Origin of the sequence: Nitrosospira sp. NRS527, from assembly GCF_018406445.1 — a bacterium.
Classification (GTDB): domain Bacteria; phylum Pseudomonadota; class Gammaproteobacteria; order Burkholderiales; family Nitrosomonadaceae; genus Nitrosospira; species Nitrosospira briensis.
In genome coordinates this window covers 2,387,668-2,409,648 of the sequence record NZ_AP024515.1, presented here as the reverse complement: position 1 = coordinate 2,409,648, position 21,981 = coordinate 2,387,668, and the positions used below count along the sequence as shown (strand labels likewise).

The window sequence follows — 21,981 nt, the reverse complement described above, 5'->3', positions numbered from 1 at the left end:
GCGCCAAAACCGCTACCGCTACTTTGGCTGTAAGGCCGTGCCCCGCCGTGCGCGACAAGGCTACCCCGCCTCTCTCCATATCTGCGGCAACCCGCACCAAGACTGAACAATTCCTTGACTAAATGCCCATTTAGTTTTAAATTGACGTATCCTTTCTCCCCGTAATATCCATTCTTTTCAGCAGTTATCTTAAAAGGTCACACATCTATGACTTTAGGTCTTATCGACTTGCCGTGGTGGGGGTATATCGCGGTCATCCTGGGTCTTACCCACATTACGATTGCCGGTATCACGATATACCTGCACCGCCATCAGGCGCACCGTTCGCTTGAGTTGCATCCGCTGCCCAGCCATTTCTTTCGCTTCTGGTTGTGGCTTACCACCGGCATGGTGACCAAGGAGTGGACGGCAATACACCGCAAGCATCACGCCAAGTGCGAGACCGCAGCCGACCCCCACAGTCCGCAAGTGCTCGGTATCAGTAAAGTGCTGAGAGAAGGATCCGAGCTCTATCGGAAAGAAGCAAAGAATCTGGAAACCCTGGAAAGATATGGCCATGGTACGCCGGACGACTGGCTGGAGCGTAATGTCTACTCCAAGCATAGCGCCAAGGGTATTGCACTGATGCTGATCATCAATCTTATTCTATTCGGTCCCATCGGGCTGACGATCTGGGCGATACAGATGGCATGGGCTCCTATCATGGCTGCTGGCATCATCAATGGTGTGGGGCACTACTGGGGTTATCGCACCTTCCAGGCGGAAGATGCCAGCCGCAATATCGTACCTTGGGGGATTCTCATTGGCGGAGAGGAGTTGCATAATAATCATCACGCCTATGCCACTTCTGCGCGTTTATCCAACAAGTGGTATGAGTTCGACATCGGCTGGATGTATATATGCATTTTGAAATCGATGGGGCTGGCTCAGGTGAAGAAGGTTGCACCCAAATTACGCTTGGATGCCGCCAAAACGACTTGCGATATCGATACGCTGCAAGCTGTTATTTCTCATCGTTACGAAGTGCTGGCAAAATATGCTCAGTTCCTCAAGCATACATTGGCAAAGGAAACTGATCATCTGAAGGACGGGACTGCAAACTTCGGCGTAGATCGCTCCACCCTTAAACGCTGGGTTCTTGCCGACTCCAAGACCCTGCAGGAAGACGAACGGGTCAAGCTGAACCTGGTGCTGAGCAAGACCAGCACGCTGGACAAGGTCTATAAAATGCGTGAGGAGCTTATGGCAGTGTGGCAGCGCTCGACCTCCTCCAAGGATGAGTTGGTCAAGCAGTTGGAAGATTGGTGCCATCGCGCCGAAGAAAGCGGTATTGAAGTGCTGGAAAATTTCTCCCGCAGGCTACGTTGCTACGCTGCTTAAGCCAAATGTGACAAGCGCTACAAACATATAGCAAAAACAAAAAACCCGCTGCTGGCGGGTTTTTTGTTTTAGTGCGTTTTTAATATATCCTGGAAGATTTACGGCACAACCTTCGCGATAATATTACTTGAGTTTGGTTTCCTTGTATTTGACGTGCTTGCGTACGACCGGGTCAAATTTTGAAATTTCGATTTTCTCTGGCTTGGTGCGCTTATTCTTGGTGGTGGTGTAGAAATGACCGGTTCCGGCCGAAGATTCGAGCTTTATTTTTTCTCTCATGATAATGTCCTTATATTCCCAAGCCTGAATGCCGTTTCCCGACTTTTAAATGTTGTCCCCGCGTGCGCGCATTCCAGCTAGCACTGCGTCAATGCCATTCTTGTCTATTGTACGGAGCGCTACATTAGACAGGCGCAGGCTGATCCAGCGATGCTCGCTCTCAACCCAGAACCGGCGGCGCTGCAAATTGGGCAAAAAACGCCGTTTGGTCTTGTTGTTCGCATGGGAAACGTGGTGGCCGGTCATAGGCTTCTTTCCGGTGACTTCACATACTTGTGCCATGGTGATCCACTCCCAAAATCGGAAAAACCGATATTATATCCCGATTTCAAGAATTTCCTCAAATTATCCTAAATCCGACAGTTGGACGGGGTGGAGTGAGCGGTTTTTGAGGTACAGAGCAAGGCGCAACGACGCGGAATGCGACCGCGCAGGGCGGAGCAGTGCCTTCCGCAGGAAGGTGCGACCCCGAAGCGGGATGCGGGCGCCTCCTTGCGTGTGGAACGCAATCGCGGCATCCCGCGCTGCCCGATCCCCGCTTCGCGGGGCCATTTCATTCCAAAGGAGTTGCAACGCAGCGCTGTGCCGTAAAAACTGTTCAATCCACTCCGTAGCGAACTCACCAAAAAAGTGCAGCTCATGGGGTACGAAAAATTCTTTTCAACTATAGCGTTTAGTTTACAAATGAGCGGTCAACTGCCGGATTTAGGATCATATCAATCCGCGCTCAGCAAATGACATGGCCGTGCCCGCGCCAACGATAAAATGATCGAGGACCTTCACGTCTATCAAAGCAAGCGCCTGTTTTAGAGATTGAGTCAGGATTTCGTCGGCTTGGCTCGGCTCCGCAACACCGGAAGGATGATTGTGGGCGAAGATAATGGCGGCTGAGTTATGATACAACGCCCGTTTTACCACCTCGCGCGGGTATACGCTGGTTTGGGTGAGGGTCCCCTTGAACAACTCTTCGGTTGCAATGGTGCGATTCTGAGCATCGAGAAAAATAGCCACGAATACTTCGTGCTTTTTACCCTGAAGACTGAGGCGCAAATAATCGCGTACGGATTTCGGCGAGCTCATGGCATCGCCGCTCTTCAGTTTTTCTTCCAGCGCACGTCGCGCCATTTCCATCACTGCCTGTAATTGCGAATACTTGGCCGGGCCCATTCCTCTTACCTGGCAAAAAGCATTTTGATCCGCGGCAAACAGCCCTGTCAGCCCGTTGAAGCACTGGAGCAGTTCTCGCGCCAGATCCACTGCGCTTTTTCCGGCCATACCCGTGCGCAGGAATATCGCCAGGAGTTCCGCATCGGAAAGATGTGTGGGTCCATTTTTTAGAAGTTTTTCGCGTGGACGCTCGGATTCAGGCCAGTCGGAAATTGCCATGGTAGTGGGTGTCAAATAAAAGTGCAAAGGTCAGGTAAGAAATCCAAAATCATCGTAGCGGTGAGAGCCGTCCTCTGCAATGAGATGCTGTTTTTAGGTTAAACTTCTTTCCTGCTAAAAATGATCCTGTGATTATGACTGACACGTCCTTACAAAGAACCAGACACCTGCTTTTGGGGTTGACCGGCGGGGTGGCCGCATACAAGGCTGCGGAGCTGGCTCGTCTCCTGATACATGACGGCGTGGACGTGCAGGCGGTAATGACCCAATCTGCCTGCCATTTCGTCGGTACGGCAACGTTGCAGGCATTAACCGGTAAGCCGGTGTTTACTGAACTGTGGGACGCGAGCATTGCCAACAGCATGGCTCATATTGATCTTTCGCGCAACGTGGATGCGATCCTCGTTGCGCCTGCCAGTGCCGATTTTATCGCCAAACTCGCCAATGGTCTTGCTAATGACCTGTTATCGACATTGTGCCTTGCGCGCGATTGTCCCTTGCTGATCGCCCCGGCCATGAACTGGCAAATGTGGGAAAATCCTGCAACGCAACGAAACCTGGCTACGCTACGGCAGGATAATGTAACAATACTCGGTCCCGCCAGTGGTGCCCAGGCATGTGGGGAGACCGGCATGGGTCGTATGCTTGAAGCGCGCGAACTCGCTGAAACACTGCATTCTTTTTTCCAGCCCAGACTGTTGCAAGGCAAGCGCGTGCTCATCACTGCCGGGCCCACATACGAGGCTATTGATGCGGTCAGGGGAATCACCAATTTAAGTTCCGGAAAAATGGGCTATGCAATCGCGCGCGCAGCACTTGAAGCCGGGGCGGAGGTCATTCTCATTTCCGGTCCTGTTTGTCTTGATGCACCTCAGGCGGCAAAGGTCACCCGGGTGACGAGCGCGCAAGACATGCTTGGGGCCGTGGAAAATGAAATTTCAGGTGTCGATATTTTTATAAGTGTCGCGGCAGTAGCCGACTATCGCGCCAAAAGCATCAGTAAGCAGAAGACAAAGAAAACCAGCAATAACATCACGCTCGAGCTGATACCCAATCCTGATATTCTTGAATATGCAGCAGGGCTTGCCGATCCGCCTTTCTGTGTAGGTTTTGCCGCCGAGACGGAAAATCTTGAGGAGAATGCTGAAATCAAGCGACGCAAGAAAAAGCTGCCGCTTCTCGCCGCAAACCTGGTCCAGGAAACGATTGGCTCTGAGGATTGTACATTGACTCTATTTGACGACGCAGGCAGGCATCATTTACCGCGAGCGCAGAAAATAGAGCAGGCACGACGCTTAATTAAACATATTTCATTGCTGCAGGAAAAACAAAAAGCGTGAAAAAAATCCCGAGATTGCCATGCTAAAGATAGACATCAAGATTCTCGACTTACGTCTGAAGCACCAGTTGCCGGCTTATGCTACTCCCGGCTCCGCTGGGCTTGATCTGCGGGCCTGCACGGAACATGTGATGACGATCGCACCAGGCGAGGCCCACCTCATCCCCACCGGTATTGCCATTCATCTTGCGGATCCAGGACTTGCCGCCATGGTGCTTCCCCGTTCGGGGCTAGGCCACAAGCATGGCATAGTGATGGGGAACCTGGTTGGGCTGATCGATTCCGATTACCAGGGTCAGATATTCGTTTCATGCTGGAACCGTGGACAGGTGCCTTTTCTATTGAATCCGCTGGAGCGGATCGCGCAACTGGTCGTGGTGCCGGTGGTACAAGTCAATTTCAATGTGGTAGATGATTTTACGCAAAGTCATCGGGGAACAAACGGGTTTGGCAGTACCGGCAAACATTAAACCTGATTCAGCAGTTGACCCCTCATTTTTCAGCTTGGTGCCATGCTTAACAAACAATTTTTGCTCCACCCGATTTTCACTTTCCTGGCGAGTTCGCTATGGGGAGAGGGAGGATTACGCGGTTTTTATGACGAACGGCCGCGTTGCAACTCTTTGGAATGCAGTCGCCGCCCCGCGTCGTTGCGCCTTGCCTTGCACCCTAAAAACCGCAAACTCCACCCTATCCAATTGCCGGGTTCCGGTTGGCGCATTCTTGCGATTTTTTTTGTTTTTCTTCTATCGGCACCAGTCAATGCGGAAATGCCGGTACGCCAGCTCAAGATTTCCGGCCATACTCTTCGCGTCGAGGTCGCGCACACTCAAATCACCCGCTCACAGGGGTTGATGTCCCGACAATCGATGGATGGCAATGACGGGATGTTATTTGTATTCCCCGAGGCCGGGCGCCACAGCATGTGGATGATGAACACGGATATTCCGCTAAGCGTCGCTTTTCTGGATGTAAACGGGGTGATACTCAACATCGAGGACATGACGCCCCGCACGGCAACAGCGCACGGTTCCGCGGGTGACGCGAAATATGCTATCGAAACGAATCTTGGCTGGTTTTCGGCGAGAAATATAAAGGCGGGTGAACGGATCATGGGCCTCGATAAAATGCCGGTAGCGGAATAGCCAGATATCGGTTACCGGATTCTACGTCTGCATCTGGCTCGCCCTGACTCGCTTTAGCGCATGCCCGGAAGCATTCCTTTCATGCTTCTAAGCATTTTTGCCATCCCCCCTTTGCTCATCATTTTCATCATCTTCTGCGCTTGCTCGAATTGAGACAGCAAGCGGTTCACTTCCTGTACGGTAACGCCCGCTCCCGCTGCGATCCGGCGTTTGCGTGATGCTTTCAAAATTTCAGGCTTGACCCGTTCCTGGGGTGTCATGGCATTAATGATGCCTTCGGTGCGGCCCATGACTTTATCGTCAATTTTTACGTTTTGGGCGGCCTGACTCAATTGAGCAGGCAGTTTATCCATGACGGCACCCATGCCACCCATATTTCTCATTTGTTGAAATTGCATCTTGAAATCGTTCAGATCGAAGCTTTTGCCCGATTTCATTTTTTTAGCGAGTTTTTCGGCCTCGTGCTGATCTACGCCGCGCTGGGCTTCCTCGATCAATCCCAGCACATCACCCATGCCGAGAATGCGTGAAGCCATCCGATCAGGGTGGAATGCCTCCAACCCCGTTAATTTTTCGCCTACGCCGGCAAATTTGATTGGCTTTCCAGTAACATGAAGCACCGACAGTGCCGCGCCTCCGCGCGCATCGCCATCGAGTTTCGTAAGGATCACGCCGGTCAGCGGCAACGCCTCGGCAAATGCCCTGGCTGTGTTGACCGCGTCCTGGCCCTGCATTGCATCCACTACGAACAACGTTTCGATGGGATTCAGCAGCGTTTCCAATCCGCGAATTTCTTCCATCATCGCTTCGTCGATGGCTAACCGCCCAGCGGTATCCACAATCATCACATCATGGAAGTGCCTGCGGGCAAAATCCAGTGCGGCAGTAGCGATTTCTTTCGGCTGTTGTCCTGCTTGAACCGGAAAGAACGCTGCGCCCGTCTGCCGGGCCAGCAACTCCAATTGATGAATGGCGGCGGGGCGGTACGTGTCACACGAAACAAGCAATACTTTTTTCTTTTTTTGCTCCATCAACCACTTTGCCAATTTGCCGCTACTGGTGGTCTTGCCTGCGCCTTGCAGTCCGGCCATGAGGATGACCGCCGGCGGCACGGTAGATAAATTGATATCGGCGGTTTCGCCTCCCATGAGAGCGATCAATTCCTGATGCACTACCCCCACCAGTGCCTGCCCTGGCGAAAGGCTGCCTACTACCTCCTTGCCGACCGCCTTTTCCTTGATGCGTGCAATGAACTCCTTAATCACCGGCAAGGCGACGTCGGCCTCCAGCAATGCCATGCGCACTTCACGCAACGCTTCCTGTATATTGGTTTCGGTCAGTCGCGCTTCACCCCGCAGGGTCTTGATGACTCCGGAAAGCCGGCTGGTAAGATTGTCGAACATGCAAAATGCCTCTCAAGAAAATTTGGTGTAGACTAACTGGCAGTCCCAATTTAATCCGCTATATAAATGTCAGGTATTCTAGCCTATCTCGTCGCCTCCCTGCTGTATGGACTGATCGGTTGGCACTTCTGGCGCACCAGGTGGAATGCGCCCGCAAAATCCGGAGGCGGCGATATCATAGCGCCGGGATGGGAGCGCTATGCCATTCTCGCACCGCTGGTGCTGCACGGCTATACGCTTTATGAATCCGTGTTTGCAGGCATCGGGTTGAGCTTCGGGGTGGGCAGCGCAGTTTCCGCCATCGTTTGGCTTACTGCCATGATCTACTGGGTATCCGGTTTTTTCAACCGCCTTGAAGGATTGCAAACCCTGATCGCGCCGGTGGCTGCGGTGGCGGTACTGCTCCCGCTGGTTTTTCCTTCCCTGCGCCCTTTGGCCAATACTGAACTACCCGCTTTCAAGGCGCACATTTCCATCGCAATGCTGGCATACAGCCTTCTTACCATTGCCGCGCTCCATGCGTTGTTGATGGCAGTGGTAGAGCGTCGCCTGCACCAACCGGCCATGCCTTCGGTGCTGACGAACCTACCCCCGCTCCTTACGATGGAAACGTTGCTGTTCCGTGTCATCTGGGTAGGATTCATACTGCTCACGCTGACTCTCATCAGCGGTGTCGTATTTTCAGAGGAGATATTCAGCCAGCCAGTCAAATTCACCCACAAGAATCTGTTTGGTTTCATTTCCTGGGGGGTGTTCGCGGCCCTGCTGGCGGGCAGGCAGTTTTATGGCTGGCGTGGGCGCATCGCGATTCGCTGGACGCTGGCGGGATTCATTATTCTGCTGCTGGCCTATCTCGGCAGCAAATTTGTACTGGAAGTGATATTGCAGCGCTAACGGTACTAATATTCAGAAAGCGTATGCCGTTGGCGGTAAACGTGCCGATCTGGAAGTCGTCAAAAGCCGCCCGAAGTTGTGGCTGGCTGCTTTCTTCCGCATCTGAATTTTATCAACTTGCATAAAGGCGTTTCTCTTGGAAGACATGCCGTTGTATGTGCTACTGATAGCACTGGCTGTTCTATTGATTTTATCTGCATTTTTTTCCCTTTCCGAAACCAGCATGATGGCGATCAACCGTTACCGGTTGAAGCATCTCGCGAAACAGGGACATCGGGGCGCGCGCCTGACCACCCAGTTACTATTGAATACCGACAGGTTGCTGGGGGTAATCCTGCTTGGCAACAACCTGCTGAATGCCGCTGCCGCGACTGTGGTGGCCGTGATTGTTTCCGCTTTCTTTGGTCAGAGCGATCTGGCCCTGCTTCTGGGAACGGTAGGCGTCACTTTTGCCATCCTGGTATTCAGCGAGATTACGCCCAAGGTCATCGCGGCTGCCCACCCGGAGCGTATCGCGCTGGCTTCGAGCTACGTGCTGACGCCGTTGCTGAAGCTGTTTTATCCTGTAGTCTGGTTCGTCAATCTGTTCGTGCAGACGCTATTGACTATCCTGCGCATAAAACCCAGGGCGGATAACGCGACACAGAAACTCAGCCTGGAAGAGCTCAAAACCCTGGTGCTGGAAGCGGGACACTTCATCCGGAAGAAGCACCAGAGCGTGTTGCTTAACCTGTTCGATCTCGAAACCGTAACCGTGGACGATGTCATGGTGCCTCGCGGCCAGATCGAGGCGATAGACCTCGACGCGGACGATGAGATCATTCACGATCAGTTACTCACCTGTTATCACACCCGTTTGCCGGTATACAGGGGCACGCTGGATAACGTTGCCGGTATCATTCACGTGCGCAAGGTGCTGAATCAGATGAGAAGTGACGAAATCTCCGCCGCAACACTCGAAAAAATCATGCGTGAGCCTTACTTCATCCCATCCGGCACACCCCTGTTTTCGCAACTGCAATTATTCCAGGAAAACCGAGAACGGGTCGGTCTCATTGTGGACGAGTACGGCGAATGGATGGGGTTGGTGACGTTGGAAGACATCATCGAAGAAATCATTGGCGAATTTACTACGCACTCACCTTCGCAAGTAGGTGCATTCCTGAAACAGGAAGATGGCAGTGTAATAGTGGAAGGAAGCAGCCTGCTGCGTGATCTTAACCGCAAGCTTGGGCTCACGCTGCCGCTGGGAGGGCCGAAAACACTCAACGGCCTCATTCTGGAACACTTCCAGGATATTCCCGAAGCAGGTACCAGCCTTAAAATCGCCGGTTATCCGATGGAAATCATCCAGACTCAGGATCGCGTGGTCAAGGTAGTGCGGATATTCCTCACTGTAGCGCCAATCGAACGGGAATCGCCAGATCTTTATACAGGATAGTATTCTGTCGCCTGAATGTCATTTCTTTACCTGTTGCAAAACTCACCCGCTTTTTTCATATCATGCTGCTCCATCGTTGGCCTGGCAATGGGCAGTTTTTTGAATGTGGTCATTTACCGACTCCCTAAAATGCTGGAGCTCGAATGGCGGCAGCACTGTGCCCAACTGGGCGGGCATCTGCGTGAGGAGGGGGAGGGGGAGGCGCTGCCGCTTTTTAATATTGTCGTGCCTCGTTCCGCCTGCCCTGATTGCGGGCATAAAATCACGGTACTTGAAAATATTCCATTGATAAGTTATCTGATGTTGAGAGGGCGTTGTTCCCAATGCCGGGCTTCCATTTCTCGACGCTATCCCGCTATCGAAGTCTCCACCGGCTTTATCAGTGGCTTTATAGCCTGGCATTTCGGTTATGGTTTTGCCGCTTTTACCGCCTTGACGTTTGCCTGGGCGATGATCGCACTGACGTTTATCGACATGGATACTCAATTGCTTCCGGACGCCATTACCTCGCCGCTTTTATGGGGAGGGTTGCTGGTCAATCTGGGCAATGGTTTCACCGATATTTATTCCGCGGTTATCGGTGCGGTTGCCGGTTATCTTGTGTTGTGGCTGGTATATTGGAGCTATAAGCTCATCACCGGTAAGGAAGGCATGGGTTATGGTGATTTCAAGCTGCTTGCCGTCATTGGGGCGTGGTTCGGGTGGCAAATGCTGCCGCTGGTGATTCTGTTTTCCTCAATTGTGGGTACCATAGCCAGTGTCGGGTTGATACTGCTGGCAAAGCAGGAGCGTCATGCTCGCATTCCGTTTGGCCCTTATCTGGCTAGTGCAGGTTTCGTGGCTATGTTCTGGGGTAACCAGCTTAATCGTATCTATTTAGACCTATTTTAGTCCATGTCCTTGATCATCGGCTTAACCGGCGGTATCGGCAGCGGTAAAACCAGCGCTGCGAAATTCTTTGCCGTCCTGGGCGCTGATGTGGTCGATACCGATGCGATTGCGCATGAGCTTACCCAACCGCGGGGTGCGGCAATTGCTGATATTCGGCACGCCTTTACGGAAGAATTCATCACTGCGGACGGCGCGCTCAAACGGGAAGAAATGCGCAATCTGGTATTCTCGGACAGCAACGCACGTCACACGCTTGAGGCTATCCTCCATCCACTTATACGCGTCGAGGTGGCTCGCCGTATCGCGCATTGCTGTACCCCATACGCGATGATAGTGGTCCCGCTGCTGCTTGAAACCGGCGCATACCACGAGTTGATCCGGCGCATCCTGGTGGTGGATTGCAGTGAGCACGATCAGATCGTCCGCGCGACGACTCGAACCGGGCTCGACGAGCGTGCAATACGCGCAATCATGTCCGCGCAGTTTTCACGTAAGGAAAGATTACAGCAGGCGGATGATGTAATCATCAACGATGCGGATATGGCGCATTTGGAGCGACAGGTAAACGCGTTACACCAGAAATATCTCGCTTTGGCAAATAAAAGTTGAGTTCTACCGGCATTTTACGTTTATTGCACGCTATTTGATTTAGAATTCTGTCTTTCAGCACAATATCACGTACCCTGTCCGTTCCATTCTCTCTTTCAGACCATCGTCGTGATTTGTTACGAGCAACCTCTTAACGAGCGCATCCGCACCTTGCTGCGGCTTGAGGACCTGTTTGACAAGGTGGCCTTCTTTTCCGCAAAAAAGGACGCTTTTCAGCACCACTCCGCGCTCGTTACCCTGTTTGAAATACTGGATGTAACAAGCCGTGCCGATATGAAATCGGATCTGCTGCAGGAATTGGAGCGGCAGAAGCACGCGTTGGAGGTGCTGCGCAGAAGGCCCGACATTTCCGAAGGCGCGCTTAATCAAGTGTTGACCAATATACAGGCCGCCTCCCAAAGCATGCTGGGTATGTCGGGGAAAATCGGCGAACACATGCGGGACAATGAGTGGCTGATGAGCATAAAGCAGCGTGTCGGAATACCAGGAGGCGCATGCGAATTCGACTTGCCCTCTTATCACTATTGGCTGCATCAGGATCCTGCGGTGCGGCGCAGCGATCTCAACGAATGGCTTGCACCGATGTTGCCGCTGGAAAATGGCTTCAGCATTGTATTGCACCTGTTGCGAAACAGCGGCAAGACAATCCTGCACACTGCTCACCGGGGTGTATATCAGCAGATTGGGTCAGCTCGGGTAGCGCATATGCTGTGCCTGAAGGTAGACGAGAGTCTGCCGTGCGTACCCGAAATCAGCGCCAATAAATATGCGCTTAACATCCGTTTCGTCATCTCGGGTTCAAGGCAGAAAACCAGAATATATGAAGAAGATGTAGAGTTTGAGTTGACTTTCTGTAATCTGTAGGAAGTTTCAGGCCAATTCATGGAATCGATACTCGCCCCGCTATTGCGGGGTTTTTTGTTTTTTGTCCGGGCGGATACTATCATGACATTGGATATTTGAACCCGTTCATTCCGAGGCAAATGCGAGGAATTTTTGTCATTCCAGGGCTGGCATACCAGGTCTGGAGCAAGTTTATTGACAAGCGCGGTAGGTCGGGCTCTGCCCGACGATCAAAAACGTTGTCGGGCAGAGCCCGACCTACTATGAATTTAATAATCAGCGTCTCACTGAAATTTCTTGCTTGTATTTTGTCCGCTTAACGCCCGGTCGAATCCTATAGCGCGTGCATACCAGGGCGCCTGAAACCGGTCGTCGTCAACGATGGGGAATTTAATGGCTGGCATTTTCATCAGTTATCGGCGAGACGACAGCGCTGCTTCCGCTGGTCGATTATATGATCGTTTAGCCCATCACTTCGGTAAAGAACAAGTCTTCCGCGATCTGGATGCCATTGCGCCCGGTGCCGAATTTGCAAAGGTCATCGAAGAGCGAATCTCGCAATGCGAGGTCCTCGTTGCCGTCATCGGTAAAAATTGGATTAGCGTTAAAAATGCGGCAGGCGAACGCAGGCTCGAATATCCAGAAGATCCCGTCAGAGCGGAGGTTCGCGAAGCACTCGATCAAAAGAAACTGGTTATACCTGTTCTTATAGGCGGCGCGGAGGTTCCAAAGGCCGAACAATTGCCACCGGATATTGCTGCACTCGCTGGACGAAACGCAATGGAGATCACAGAATCCCGATTCGATTACGATGCGGGCCGTGTGATCGAAGCAATAGAAAAGGCTGGCGTGGCGGCTAAGCTGGTAGCAGAAACCGCACCCAGAGAGTCCCATGGGTGGCAGGCTGCGGTAACCAACAAAACGAACCAGCGTACCTGGAAGTTCATCGGGGGGGGCATTACGGCGCTGGCGACTGGTATCTGGACACTTTACGTACACTTTTCCGATAAAGAACCGAAGCCAACCCCGGGTCCGACTATCGTTGCGAAGCAAGGAAGCATCGCCGCCGGAGGCGATGTAAACGTCACCGCTGGGGGCGATATAAACATCGGCCTATCCCCCACGGAATTCGAGGAATGGCGCCGTAAGCTAAAAGATGAAGCGATTACCGAACTGAGCCTGGAATTCGCGAAGGAAAAACAGGCAGACCAGGAAAAAATTACCGCGCTCGAGCTCAAGATCAAGAAAGCAGAAGCCGACCTGCGGTCTCCTGAAGAAGCCAGCGCGAAATACAATGTAATCCTGGCCAACGCAAACCAAAGCTTGCAGGACATTGCACCAAACGTTCCGGAAGAGGTTCTTACACAAGCCCGCGAGTCGCTCATCAAAGGAGATACGGCGAAGGCGGAGCAATTGTTCGAGCAAACGCTGGGAACCGATACGAAGCGCGCCGCCGAAGCTGCGTTCCAGCTAGGCGAACTGGCCTTAAGCAGAATTGACTACACCAAGGCGCGCAGATATTACCTCGAAGCCGTGCGGCTTCAGCCGGACAATGCCGACTATGTCAACAAAGCGGGCAGGATCAACCATGAAATGGGGCGCTATCCGGAAGCGCGGTCGTTCTATGAAAAAGCATTGGCCATTCGAGAAAAGACACTCGGCCCCAACCATCCCGATGTGGCCGTCAGCCTCAACAATCTGGCAGGGCTCTATCACGATCTGGGCTTATATGCCAAGGTCGAGCCCTTGCTTCAACGTTCAATTAAAATTCTGGAAAAGTCCCTGGGGCCCGACCACCCCGATGTGGCGGTGTGCCTGAACAATCTGGCAACCCTCTATTACACGCAAGGCAAATACGCCAAGGCCGAACCCCTGTACGAGCGCTCACTTGAAATTGGGGAAAAGACTCTCGGCCCCGAGAGTACCCATGTGGCAGTGAGGCTCAACAATCTCGCCAGGGTTTACTACGACCAAGGCAAATACGCCAAGGCCGAACCGTTATATCTGCGCTCACTGGCAATTTTTGAAAAAGTCCTCGGTCCCGACCACCCACATGTGGCGGCAAACCTCAGCAACCTGGCCGGGTTCTACTTTACCCAAGGCCAATACGCCAAGGCGGAACCCTTGTATCTGCGCTCACTCAAGATCCGGGAAAAGGCTCTGAGCCCCGACCATCCCGATATGGCAGCCAGCCTCAACAATTTGGCAACCGTCTACTACGCCCAAGGTCAATACGCCAAGGCCGAGCCGCTGTATCTGCGTTCACTGAAGATCCTGGAAAACATACTCGGCCCCGATCATCCCCATGTGGCAGCAAATCTTAACAATCTGGCGGAACTTTACCAGGAGCAAGGCCAATACGCCAAGGCCGAGCCGTTGTATCTGCGTTCACTGAAGATCTGGGAAAAGGCTCTCGGCCCCGATCATCCCCATGTGGCGGTCAGCCTCAACAATTTGGCAACCCTCTACTATAATCAGAAACAGTACGCCAAGGCTGAGCCCTTGTACCAGCGCGCACTGAAGATTTGGGAAAAGGTGCTTGGGCCCGACCACCCGGGTGTGGCAAATACATTGGAAGGCTATGCTGATCTGCTTAATAAGATGGGGCGTACTAAAGAAGCAGAATCTTTGCACGCCCGTGGGGAGGTGATCCGGAAGAAACTTATACAGGCGAATGGCGGAAGTTAGGGTCAAATGAGGTAATTGCTCTCTTCCTGCCAGAGCGAGGATTTATGCTTGGAGGACATGCCGATGTTCGAATACATGAAATCAGCTTTCGATAATTTTCTTCGTTTCTCTTAGTAACTACTTCATCTTTTAAAAGATGAGCCGCCTGTCGCTTTTGTTCGCCCTAATCCTGAGTCGCTTGCGATTTACCATACAAGCAGCCATCGATTAATGATGGCTGCTTGCAAAGACACATTTTCAGGTACGACTACTCGATATATCCCCAAGCTCGCATATATCGCCAAGCGGTTGTTTTATATAGGGATCAGGACCACACTCGGGACATTGCGAAGGTTCGTAATCTGGATCACGGCCCATACATTCCGTAGTCCAACGAGGCAGCTCGCCGGCCAGCCCCCCTTTACAATGTGTGTACCACCAAACTTTAGAACCTGGGGGGTCTTCAAACGTCCCTTCTGCTGCCCAAAAATGCCTCTGGTGTCGTTTATCGATAATCATCATCCATACTGCACCTTGTACGCCGCATGCTTGTATCATATCTGGGGTAAGTCGTCCAACGTTCATCGAAGTAGGCGCGTTCTCCTTACAATTGACGTAATCTGACGTAGTTTTCTCATCTTTTTCCATTCTATTCTCCTTAAAAGTTTAAAGTAAGCCGTACAAAAAAGGTACGATCGGGGGAGTAACGCTGGTTGTAAAGAGTCTGTTGAGATTGCTGTAGGTTGATATTTCTAAAAAAGAAATCTTCATTTAAAAGATTCCTGCCTTCCACACTAAGAACACCTCTTCTTTTAGGAAGCCTGTAGCCAATCATTGCATCGAGTAATTCAAAATTACTGATACCCTGGTTTTTCGATGCGGTCGAGCGTTTCACCTCCTGGCGAACGTGGGTCGCTGTGATTCTTGCGAATATTCCAGAAGGGTCAAAATAATTTACGCTAAGTGGTGCGGTTAATGTATCAATCCGGTATGGGGTACTGCCAGCATCCTTAGGGTCTTGATCGTATCTCTCATGCTGGAATTCACCCCTTATTGCCCAGTATGCGTGGGGCAACCAATAAAGATAGATACGTTGGAGCTCCTCTTTTTGCTTTATAGTGCGTTCGAAAGTGTAATCTACAGTACTCAGCAACGGGACATCCAGGTCGCGTTCTGAGACTTCTCCGCCGACATACCACTTGTGTGTAATACGGGCATCCACTCCTGCTCCAAGTCGTCGGGCTCGGGTACCGTTAATATCATCAAACATCTGGTTAAATCCAGCTACTTGAGTGGGCTCAAGGGTCTGATTAGCAGCTAACGCCGGTTTGACCGTTTCGAACCACGCAACCCGCAGGCGTAGATTATCAGAAATATTCCATTGGAATCCTACCTTTGGGCTGGTTTTCGTGAAACTGAAATCCTCTCCCATGATCGGACGGAAATGTTCTCGATCAATGTCATATTTAAAGGATTCGTGGCTTAGGCCAAGGGTTACGCTTATATTTCTGAAAAAATTTAAATTGGTATATATGTAAGCATTGTTGCGTTCTCTCGCAAAATTCGGTTGGGTCTTAACCAAGGGGCTAATTGGGTTTCCCTTTGGTCCAACACGGTTTTGTTGTTCTTCCCCCTCGACATTGAGTTGATAAGTGCCGGCCCCTGCAGTAATATTGAACCGCTCTTCCCTAAACAGGTACTGGCCTTCTGCTTGGTATCCTTGATCTCTTACACTTTGTTTGTCCTCCGTTACGGTTACAATCCCCGGGTTTGGCGGGTTAGACTCTACTTGATCCTCTTTCCGGTCAGTATAAATTCCCGAAACAATAAAATCCTGTCTCGGTGATAACGAATATCTTGCTCCTATTCGCGCTGTATCCTGCTGTATGTCATGGCGAACATTATCTTTAAAATTTTCACGAAACTTGAAATCGAGCAAGAGATCGCCCTCTTCCGTCTTTCGCGTCCACACCTCCGCCTGAACGTTGAACCTTGGGGTTACTGCAAACTGCATAAAAGCATTGTAGACGTTGTGTTTCTGATCGTTATTCCGACGGAATCCATCAGTATCGTAATGAAATTGCCCGACACTGACAGAGGTGCGGCCATATAGTGCCGAGAGAACTGTCTCCACCCCGAGTGTGCTATGGGTACCGACGAGGCCAGAAGCGACGAATTGGGGCTTGTTGCGCTCAAGCAGCGGAGCGAATTCGTTGAAACCGGCGACTGCGGGGCCCGTGCCGGTGATGATATTGAGGTCAGCTACAGCCAGGCGGGGCTGAACAGGGTTGACATTGATTGGTTGCAGGAGCTGGGCTTGAAGCAGTTCGCTCACTCGTGCGATATCGTACCGCGGGATGTTAAGGTAAGCATCTGAAAGAAAACGATGCGCGGAGTGATTAGCCGGGTCAAGCGTCAACGATTTCGCAGTCTCCATAAGCGCGCGCTTCTCGAAATCCAGGTTATCGTAAATCCGCGCCAGACTGGAACCCCGTGCTGCCTGGTCCTGATCCAGCAACAGTTGTGAACGATACACTACCCGGTTGTCATTGAGCTCTATGGATTTCTGTAAGTCTCGCAGTGCCTCCACTGGCCGATTTTGCGTCTGTTTCTGAATCGCATCATAAAACCACGGCGTAGGATCATTAGGATCGAGCCCCCTCGCCAGATCAAACTGCGTTTCGGCAAGCGGGTATCGTTTCTCTTCAAAATACGCTTTGCCGAGATAGCTGCGTATCAACGAATTTGCCGGATCGAGGCTTGCTGCAATTTCCAGTTCGATGCGCCCTTCCTCGAGATCGCCCTCGCGTATCTTCGCCAGACCCATGCCCAGCCTCGGCATGGGATCGGCCTGATCCAGCTCGATGGCCTGGGTGAAGGCTACCTTGGCTGCTTTGGTATCAATTTGAGTCAGATGGGCAAATCCCAGTACCGTCTGCGTCTTTGAGAGATTGGGGTTCAAATCCACCGCACGTTGCGCTGCTTCCAAAGCGCGGTCCAGATAGCCAGTCGACATATGCAATTCGGCTAGCCGAGCCCAGATGAGGGCGTTCTGAGGATCAAGCTCCACCGCTTTTTGGACGCTTGCAAGAGCATCCTCGATATTGAAGTGGGCTTGCTGGGCGTAGGAGAGCGCCAGCCTGGCAGCGGAGGAGGTCTGGTCCAGCTCGACTGCCTTATTGGCTAAGGTCAGGGCCTGGTCCTTATCGTTTTGTACCACGGCAATGATGGCTTGCAGCGCATAGGCGTCACTATTGCCGGGTTCAAGTCTAAGCGCTTGTTCGATATCCGCTCGTGCCTCATCGGTTCTCCCGACGAATAGCAGAAGGCCTGCGTGATAAGTCAGAAAGTGGGGAGAACGCTCGCTCTGTGGCACGTTATCAAGCGCAGCCAGCGCTTCACTCAGCTTGCCTTGCTGGTAAAGTTCAATAGACGCGCGCAACGCTGGCAGCGCTTGTTCTCCGGTGTTTGCCTCGTCAATCCGATAGCCAACGATGGTTGGATAATACAAAGCCCATTGAACGGCGTCAGCCGGGCGGACGATTTCTTCTTTGCGGGGCGCCTGATCTTTGGGGATGATCGCTGCTTCGTTGCTGGCGAGGCTAATGCCGCCATGCTCGTTGGTGGCGGAGACTTCGCCTTCGTAGATCATGAGAGTGGCGCTATCCTGCCCAGTTTCGAGAAAAAACTCCGTTCCTTCCACATCGGCAACGACAATGGGCGTTCTCACCCTGAATGGCTTGGGGGTACGCGTGATGACGTAGAGTGAACCGGTGAGTAATTCCAGCAGCGCGGTCTTATCATGGCCCGCGTCGGAGAGTGTAACAGTGGTCTTCTGATCCAGTCGGAGCGTGCTCTCGTTGCTAAGCCGCAGGGCCGCGCGGCCACGCTCGCGAACGCGAACGGTATCGCCCGGGCACAGCGAGTTGTTGAGCTTCGCCGGCTGCCAGCGAGTTTCACTGACACGGCGCAATTCAACAGCACCTTGCGCTGACACGACCAATCCCATCGAAGGCACGCAGCGTTCCGCCGCTTGAACATTGGGCACCGAGTTCAATAAAGCTATCGCGGTGGCGAATAAGGCCACTGTCGAAGGGATGCGGATGTGCTGTGATTTCCATGGCTTCCATCGATAAACTTTCATTCTTTTCCGTGGGTGGATAGTGGGCGATTTTTTTTCGCACATCAGGAAAAGTCGTGATGTGCTGTGTGCCCATGAGTACTTAATCAGCTCCAGGTTAAAAATATTTCGCCAAGAGCTTGAGTCCTACGCTTGACGATTAGAAGTTGGCAATGAGTCCTGGTGAGTTTCCTGCCACAAAAGGATTGGGCATAATGTTTGTCTAAGCCAGGATGATCCGTGCGCTACCGCACATGTTCTCTGTTTTTTAAAATACTTATTTAGTCCTGGCTACTTTTGTCAAGCCCGAGATCAACTCCGAGCTAATTCTCTCCTTTATAGTCGCAAGCTTTCGGTGCTAATCGCTAGCGGGTTTCGGCTACCGGATGGCAGATGAGCTTCAAGGCAATACCTGCCTTAGCTGCAAGCCGGCCATTTATCATATTGATAAGATCGCTAATATTCCGATTTCACCGTTATTCTCAGCAATATCCATGCCAATCTCATCGTTATATAAAGACCTATATATTCAATGAGTTGTGGAATAAACTGCTTTGGCCTAGGTCATATTTTTCGAGTGGAATGATTTGCTGCCGACGGCAATCGGATATCCACTGGAATTTTATAGAATGAAATCAACGACCTATATGATATAAATGACCTTGGGTGAAGAAATACCCACGCCGGGTTGAAATTGACCCGCTATAAATATCTCAATAACGACTACGCCTGCCCATTGCTCAGCCTTTGGCTGGCGCATTCGGCGTAGCACGGCGGCGGGAGAAGTTAACGAAGGGAGCTAAATTGAATCACAACAATACAATCAGTTTGATCGTTTGATTGTTGAGCTATTTCAGCTATGCCTAAGGCAGATTCGATGAACAGTCCAGAAAAATCCTGGAAACAGGGAAGGTAACGCTAAACGCAGTGGGTATTCTTATCTATACCGTGTTTCTTCAACACCTTTCCGAACGGTCGTCGATCTTTACCTACCAGATTGGCGGCCTTGCTTACATTACCGCCCGCCTTGGTCAGGGCTTGAGCGAGGTAATATTGTTCGAATTTTGCAATCGCCAATTACCACCAGCATGTACTGGCTCGCGTCCTCCAGACGTACGCCGAACTGCACTCCATCAACCCACAGGTAGACATAGTGCTTATGGGTCAGATTCCGCTTGCACCAACGCCCGTACTCGTCATTCCAGCTCTCTTTCAGTCGGCTGATGGTGGACGCCGACAATCCCGGCGCATCGCGTTCCAGCAGTGCAGTCTCCTTCTTGTCATACACAAGTTCTGAGCATAACTCTAGGGAAAAGCTTGTTCAGCCTTTGGCTGGAGCGCGCACTGAAGATTTTTGAAAAGGCGCTTGGGCCGGATCATCCCAGGTGGCAACCAACCTCGGCAATTTGGCAGGGTTCTACTACAGTCAGGGCCAATATGACAAGGCAGAGCCCTTGTATCAGCATTCACTCAAGATTCGGGAAAATGCTCTCGGCCCCGACCATCCTGATGTGGCGGCAAGCCTCAACAATCTTGCGACCCTATATTACACTCAAAGCGAATATGCCAAGGCCAAACCCTTGTACCAGCGCTCACTCAAGATTCTGGAAAAGACTGTCGGCCTCGATCATCCTCATGTGGCGGCAACTTTCAATAACCTGGCGGAGCTCTATCAGGATCAAGCGTAAGCTTCCCCATTTAAGAGACAAGCAAAAAGTAGAACTTTCTGGGAAAATTTTGCCTGGAGGTTCTAATGAAGAAATCGCGATTTGCGGAAAGCCAGATTGTAGGGATTCTGAAGGAAGCCGATAGCGGGGTTGCGGTCAACGAGATCTGGCGCAAGCATGGGATCAGTTCGGCGACCTACTATAAATGGAAATCTAAATATGGCGGACTCGATGTTTCCGAGTTGGTGCGGGTAAAAGAGCTGAAAGCGGAGAACAGCCAGCTCAAGCGCATGTATGCGAACCTGGCCCTGGAGAATGAAGCGATCAAGGCGGTATTAAAAAAGCTGTAGCGCCGTCTGAACGCCGGGACATGGTTTCCCGTTTGGCGCAGGATTAGAGGTTATCCTTAAGACGATCCTGCCAGCTGGTGAACCTGTCACGGGCGGCGTATTACCGGGAAGAGAACACGCTTGCAGCGCGTGATGCGCCGTTGGTTGAGGCGCTCAATGCGGTGGTGGCCAAGCATGGCCGTTGGGGATTCTGGAAGTGTCATGACCGGCTGCGGCTAGCCGGTCATGCATGGAATCACAAGCGAGTCTGGCGGGTGTATTGCGCCATGAAGCTCAATCTGCCGCGTCGCACGAAGAAGCGCTTGATCAGGCCGATGCAGCCGCTGGATGCACCGTTGTGGCCCAACGAGATCTGGTCGCTGGACTTCATGAGCGACAGCTTCTATCAAGGGTTGGATTACCCAAAGCAATACGGCTCGACAATGGCCCCGAACTCACCTCACAGTATCTGGCCGGGCTGGTGCAAGGACAAGGGCATTGAACTGCGCTTTATCCAGCCGGGCAAGCTGAATCAGAATGCTTTCATCGAACGCTTCAACCGGTCATACCGGACCGAAGTGCTCAACAGCTGGCTGTTCACCTCGCTTGAGGAAGTGCGGGAAATCACACATCAGTGGCTTCAAAGCTATAACGAAGAACGACCCCATGACGCACTGGGAAGTCTGCCCCCGGTTGTGTTCCGTGAGCGATTGCTCGCAGGGAAAAGTTCTACTTCTGAACTGTCTACTTGACGGGGAAGCTTACGCAAGGCCAATATACTAAAGCCGAGCCCTTATATCAGCGTTCGCTGAAGATTTGGGAAAAAACTCTTGGAGCGGACCACCCCGACGTGGCAACCAGTCTCAACAATTTGGCAACTCTGTACTGTAATGAAAAGAAATACGCGAAGGCCGAGCCCTTGCATCAGCGTGCGCTCAAGATTTGGGAAAAGGCGCTCGGTCCCAACCCCCCAGCGGTGGCGAACGTCCTGGAAGGCTATGCTGACCTGCTTAATAAGAGGGGGCGTTACAGAGAAGCCGCATCGCTGCACGCCCGCGAAGAGTAAGTCCTAAAGAAATATGCGTAGCCCAAGGTTACCCTGAGTGCCAAAAAGTAGAGAGCTATTGGCTACTACGGCTTCGGATCCTTGTAATACTTTACGCAAAACTTGGCGCAGTTTGTTCCTTCGCTTACCGCCTCACCGCCTGTACCCTGTTTTATTATGTTGCCGTTTTTGTCCATCTTGGTGCCGTCGCTCCATAAATAACATTGTGAGCCTATGTGACTTGAAATAGCGATCGATGTGAGCCCTGTAAGACCACCATTTAGCAAAGGCACGTTCTCATCAAAAGTAATTATGTCATGACTGACTTCTTCCGGCGCTAGCAAACGTATGCTCCTGTCTTTACCAATGGTAGCAATAAATACGATATCCTTTATGCCAGCTTCTTCTAAAGCAGTTTTGGCTTCGTTCGGTAACTTCCGTATATAGGGATCGTTTTCTTTTTCAGCATTACTGGTGGACGCGCAGCTAGTCGAAGACTCACTCTTACTTACATAGTTCGTGTCAAGTTCATCGGATTCCATT

20 protein-coding genes and 1 pseudogene are annotated in these 21,981 nt (G+C 51.7%); 14 read left to right on the top strand and 7 right to left on the bottom strand.

From position 1 onward, the window contains the following. Window positions 1–207 precede the first annotated feature (207 nt). Complete coding sequence (locus KJS40_RS10835) at window positions 208–1,380, top strand: fatty acid desaturase (protein WP_213537681.1); 1,173 nt, start codon at window positions 208–210, stop codon at window positions 1,378–1,380. A gap of 123 nt (window positions 1,381–1,503) precedes the next feature. Here the strand turns inward: KJS40_RS10835 and rpmG are convergent, their stop codons facing one another. Both rpmG and rpmB read right to left on the bottom strand, forming a co-directional pair. Further along, window positions 1,504–1,659, bottom strand: coding sequence for a 50S ribosomal protein L33 (gene rpmG, locus KJS40_RS10830; RefSeq protein WP_025041122.1), 156 nt, complete (start codon window positions 1,657–1,659; stop codon window positions 1,504–1,506). Between the two features lie 45 nt (window positions 1,660–1,704). Beyond that, the gene (rpmB, locus tag KJS40_RS10825; RefSeq protein WP_025041121.1) at window positions 1,705–1,941 is read right to left on the bottom strand and encodes a 50S ribosomal protein L28; all 237 of its coding nucleotides are present in this window, start codon (window positions 1,939–1,941) and stop codon (window positions 1,705–1,707) included. Between the two features lie 138 nt (window positions 1,942–2,079). Here rpmB and KJS40_RS10820 point away from each other — a divergent pair, with 138 nt between their 5' ends. Then, a complete protein-coding gene (locus tag KJS40_RS10820; protein ID WP_213537679.1) occupies window positions 2,080–2,250 on the top strand; it encodes a hypothetical protein in 171 nt (56 codons plus the stop codon). A 120-nt stretch (window positions 2,251–2,370) separates the two neighbouring features. On the opposite strand, the gene radC is transcribed toward KJS40_RS10820, so the two are convergent. Further along, window positions 2,371–3,045: a DNA repair protein RadC gene (gene radC / locus KJS40_RS10815; RefSeq protein ID WP_090458251.1), complete on the bottom strand. Its 675-nt coding sequence runs from the start codon at window positions 3,043–3,045 to the stop codon at window positions 2,371–2,373. 134 nt (window positions 3,046–3,179) lie between these two features. Here radC and coaBC point away from each other — a divergent pair, with 134 nt between their 5' ends. Genes coaBC through KJS40_RS15385 form a run of 3 tightly spaced genes read left to right on the top strand, consistent with a single transcriptional unit; the run spans window position 3,180 to window position 5,529 of the window. Continuing rightward, complete coding sequence (coaBC, locus tag KJS40_RS10810) at window positions 3,180–4,385, top strand: bifunctional phosphopantothenoylcysteine decarboxylase/phosphopantothenate--cysteine ligase CoaBC (RefSeq protein ID WP_213537677.1); 1,206 nt, start codon at window positions 3,180–3,182, stop codon at window positions 4,383–4,385. A 19-nt stretch (window positions 4,386–4,404) separates the two neighbouring features. Then, complete coding sequence (gene dut / locus KJS40_RS10805; protein WP_213537675.1) at window positions 4,405–4,854, top strand: dUTP diphosphatase; 450 nt, start codon at window positions 4,405–4,407, stop codon at window positions 4,852–4,854. A gap of 42 nt (window positions 4,855–4,896) precedes the next feature. Then, window positions 4,897–5,529, top strand: a complete 633-nt coding sequence (locus KJS40_RS15385; protein ID WP_244859555.1) for a DUF192 domain-containing protein — start codon at window positions 4,897–4,899, stop codon at window positions 5,527–5,529. A gap of 53 nt (window positions 5,530–5,582) precedes the next feature. On the opposite strand, the gene ffh is transcribed toward KJS40_RS15385, so the two are convergent. Next, entirely contained in the window at window positions 5,583–6,932 is a 1,350-nt protein-coding gene (gene ffh, locus KJS40_RS10795; RefSeq protein WP_213537673.1) for a signal recognition particle protein, read from the bottom strand. A gap of 66 nt (window positions 6,933–6,998) precedes the next feature. Here ffh and ccsA point away from each other — a divergent pair, with 66 nt between their 5' ends. The 6 genes from ccsA to KJS40_RS10765 all read left to right on the top strand — a co-directional run bounded on the left by ccsA (window position 6,999) and on the right by KJS40_RS10765 (window position 14,298). After that, window positions 6,999–7,826: a cytochrome c biogenesis protein CcsA gene (gene ccsA / locus KJS40_RS10790; RefSeq protein ID WP_025041115.1), complete on the top strand. Its 828-nt coding sequence runs from the start codon at window positions 6,999–7,001 to the stop codon at window positions 7,824–7,826. Between the two features lie 145 nt (window positions 7,827–7,971). Beyond that, complete coding sequence (locus tag KJS40_RS10785; protein WP_213539817.1) at window positions 7,972–9,267, top strand: HlyC/CorC family transporter; 1,296 nt, start codon at window positions 7,972–7,974, stop codon at window positions 9,265–9,267. 15 nt (window positions 9,268–9,282) lie between these two features. Continuing rightward, window positions 9,283–10,158 (top strand): A24 family peptidase, encoded by an 876-nt coding sequence (locus KJS40_RS10780; protein ID WP_213537671.1) that lies wholly within the window; start codon window positions 9,283–9,285, stop codon window positions 10,156–10,158. A gap of 3 nt (window positions 10,159–10,161) precedes the next feature. Beyond that, window positions 10,162–10,767 carry a dephospho-CoA kinase gene (coaE, locus tag KJS40_RS10775; RefSeq protein ID WP_213537669.1) on the top strand — a complete coding sequence of 202 codons (606 nt, stop codon included), beginning with the start codon at window positions 10,162–10,164 and terminating at the stop codon, window positions 10,765–10,767. Window positions 10,768–10,875: 108 nt separating this feature from the next. Then, a complete protein-coding gene (gene zapD, locus KJS40_RS10770) occupies window positions 10,876–11,631 on the top strand; it encodes a cell division protein ZapD (protein WP_213537668.1) in 756 nt (251 codons plus the stop codon). Window positions 11,632–12,003: 372 nt separating this feature from the next. After that, a complete protein-coding gene (locus KJS40_RS10765; protein ID WP_213537666.1) occupies window positions 12,004–14,298 on the top strand; it encodes a toll/interleukin-1 receptor domain-containing protein in 2,295 nt (764 codons plus the stop codon). 637 nt (window positions 14,299–14,935) lie between these two features. Here KJS40_RS10765 and KJS40_RS10760 read toward each other — a convergent pair. Further along, window positions 14,936–18,421, bottom strand: coding sequence for a TonB-dependent receptor (locus KJS40_RS10760; protein ID WP_244859554.1), 3,486 nt, complete (start codon window positions 18,419–18,421; stop codon window positions 14,936–14,938). 991 nt (window positions 18,422–19,412) lie between these two features. Further along, on the bottom strand, window positions 19,413–19,685 hold the full coding sequence (locus KJS40_RS10750) for a transposase (protein WP_213537662.1): 273 nt from the start codon (window positions 19,683–19,685) through the stop codon (window positions 19,413–19,415). A 97-nt stretch (window positions 19,686–19,782) separates the two neighbouring features. Between KJS40_RS10750 and KJS40_RS10745 the strand changes: the two genes are divergently transcribed. From KJS40_RS10745 to KJS40_RS10735, 3 genes and pseudogenes are all read left to right on the top strand, one after another. Then, entirely contained in the window at window positions 19,783–20,085 is a 303-nt protein-coding gene (locus KJS40_RS10745; protein WP_213537660.1) for a tetratricopeptide repeat protein, read from the top strand. Window positions 20,086–20,150: 65 nt separating this feature from the next. After that, window positions 20,151–21,145, top strand: a pseudogene (locus KJS40_RS10740) (IS3 family transposase). Further along, on the top strand, window positions 21,142–21,459 hold the full coding sequence (locus KJS40_RS10735) for a tetratricopeptide repeat protein (RefSeq protein WP_213537658.1): 318 nt from the start codon (window positions 21,142–21,144) through the stop codon (window positions 21,457–21,459). The pseudogene KJS40_RS10740 and the gene KJS40_RS10735 overlap by 4 nt, the downstream one beginning before the upstream one ends. A gap of 65 nt (window positions 21,460–21,524) precedes the next feature. Here the strand turns inward: KJS40_RS10735 and KJS40_RS10730 are convergent, their stop codons facing one another. Further along, window positions 21,525–21,980, bottom strand: coding sequence for a hypothetical protein (locus KJS40_RS10730; protein ID WP_213537656.1), 456 nt, complete (start codon window positions 21,978–21,980; stop codon window positions 21,525–21,527). Window position 21,981: the final 1 nt, after the last annotated feature.

What these genes read in the sequence shown, in the direction of transcription:
- KJS40_RS10835 (WP_213537681.1), top strand. Translation starts at nt 208, where the DNA reads ATGACTTTAGGTCTTATCGACTTGCCGTGGTGGGGGTATATCGCGGTC.
- rpmG (WP_025041122.1), bottom strand. Translation starts at nt 1,659, where the DNA reads ATGAGAGAAAAAATAAAGCTCGAATCTTCGGCCGGAACCGGTCATTTC.
- rpmB (WP_025041121.1), bottom strand. Translation starts at nt 1,941, where the DNA reads ATGGCACAAGTATGTGAAGTCACCGGAAAGAAGCCTATGACCGGCCAC.
- KJS40_RS10820 (WP_213537679.1), top strand. Translation starts at nt 2,080, where the DNA reads ATGCGACCGCGCAGGGCGGAGCAGTGCCTTCCGCAGGAAGGTGCGACC.
- radC (WP_090458251.1), bottom strand. Translation starts at nt 3,045, where the DNA reads ATGGCAATTTCCGACTGGCCTGAATCCGAGCGTCCACGCGAAAAACTT.
- coaBC (WP_213537677.1), top strand. Translation starts at nt 3,180, where the DNA reads ATGACTGACACGTCCTTACAAAGAACCAGACACCTGCTTTTGGGGTTG.
- dut (WP_213537675.1), top strand. Translation starts at nt 4,405, where the DNA reads ATGCTAAAGATAGACATCAAGATTCTCGACTTACGTCTGAAGCACCAG.
- KJS40_RS15385 (WP_244859555.1), top strand. Translation starts at nt 4,897, where the DNA reads ATGCTTAACAAACAATTTTTGCTCCACCCGATTTTCACTTTCCTGGCG.
- ffh (WP_213537673.1), bottom strand. Translation starts at nt 6,932, where the DNA reads ATGTTCGACAATCTTACCAGCCGGCTTTCCGGAGTCATCAAGACCCTG.
- ccsA (WP_025041115.1), top strand. Translation starts at nt 6,999, where the DNA reads ATGTCAGGTATTCTAGCCTATCTCGTCGCCTCCCTGCTGTATGGACTG.
- KJS40_RS10785 (WP_213539817.1), top strand. Translation starts at nt 7,972, where the DNA reads ATGCCGTTGTATGTGCTACTGATAGCACTGGCTGTTCTATTGATTTTA.
- KJS40_RS10780 (WP_213537671.1), top strand. Translation starts at nt 9,283, where the DNA reads ATGTCATTTCTTTACCTGTTGCAAAACTCACCCGCTTTTTTCATATCA.
- coaE (WP_213537669.1), top strand. Translation starts at nt 10,162, where the DNA reads ATGTCCTTGATCATCGGCTTAACCGGCGGTATCGGCAGCGGTAAAACC.
- KJS40_RS10765 (WP_213537666.1), top strand. Translation starts at nt 12,004, where the DNA reads ATGGCTGGCATTTTCATCAGTTATCGGCGAGACGACAGCGCTGCTTCC.
- KJS40_RS10760 (WP_244859554.1), bottom strand. Translation starts at nt 18,421, where the DNA reads ATGAAAGTTTATCGATGGAAGCCATGGAAATCACAGCACATCCGCATC.
- KJS40_RS10730 (WP_213537656.1), bottom strand. Translation starts at nt 21,980, where the DNA reads ATGGAATCCGATGAACTTGACACGAACTATGTAAGTAAGAGTGAGTCT.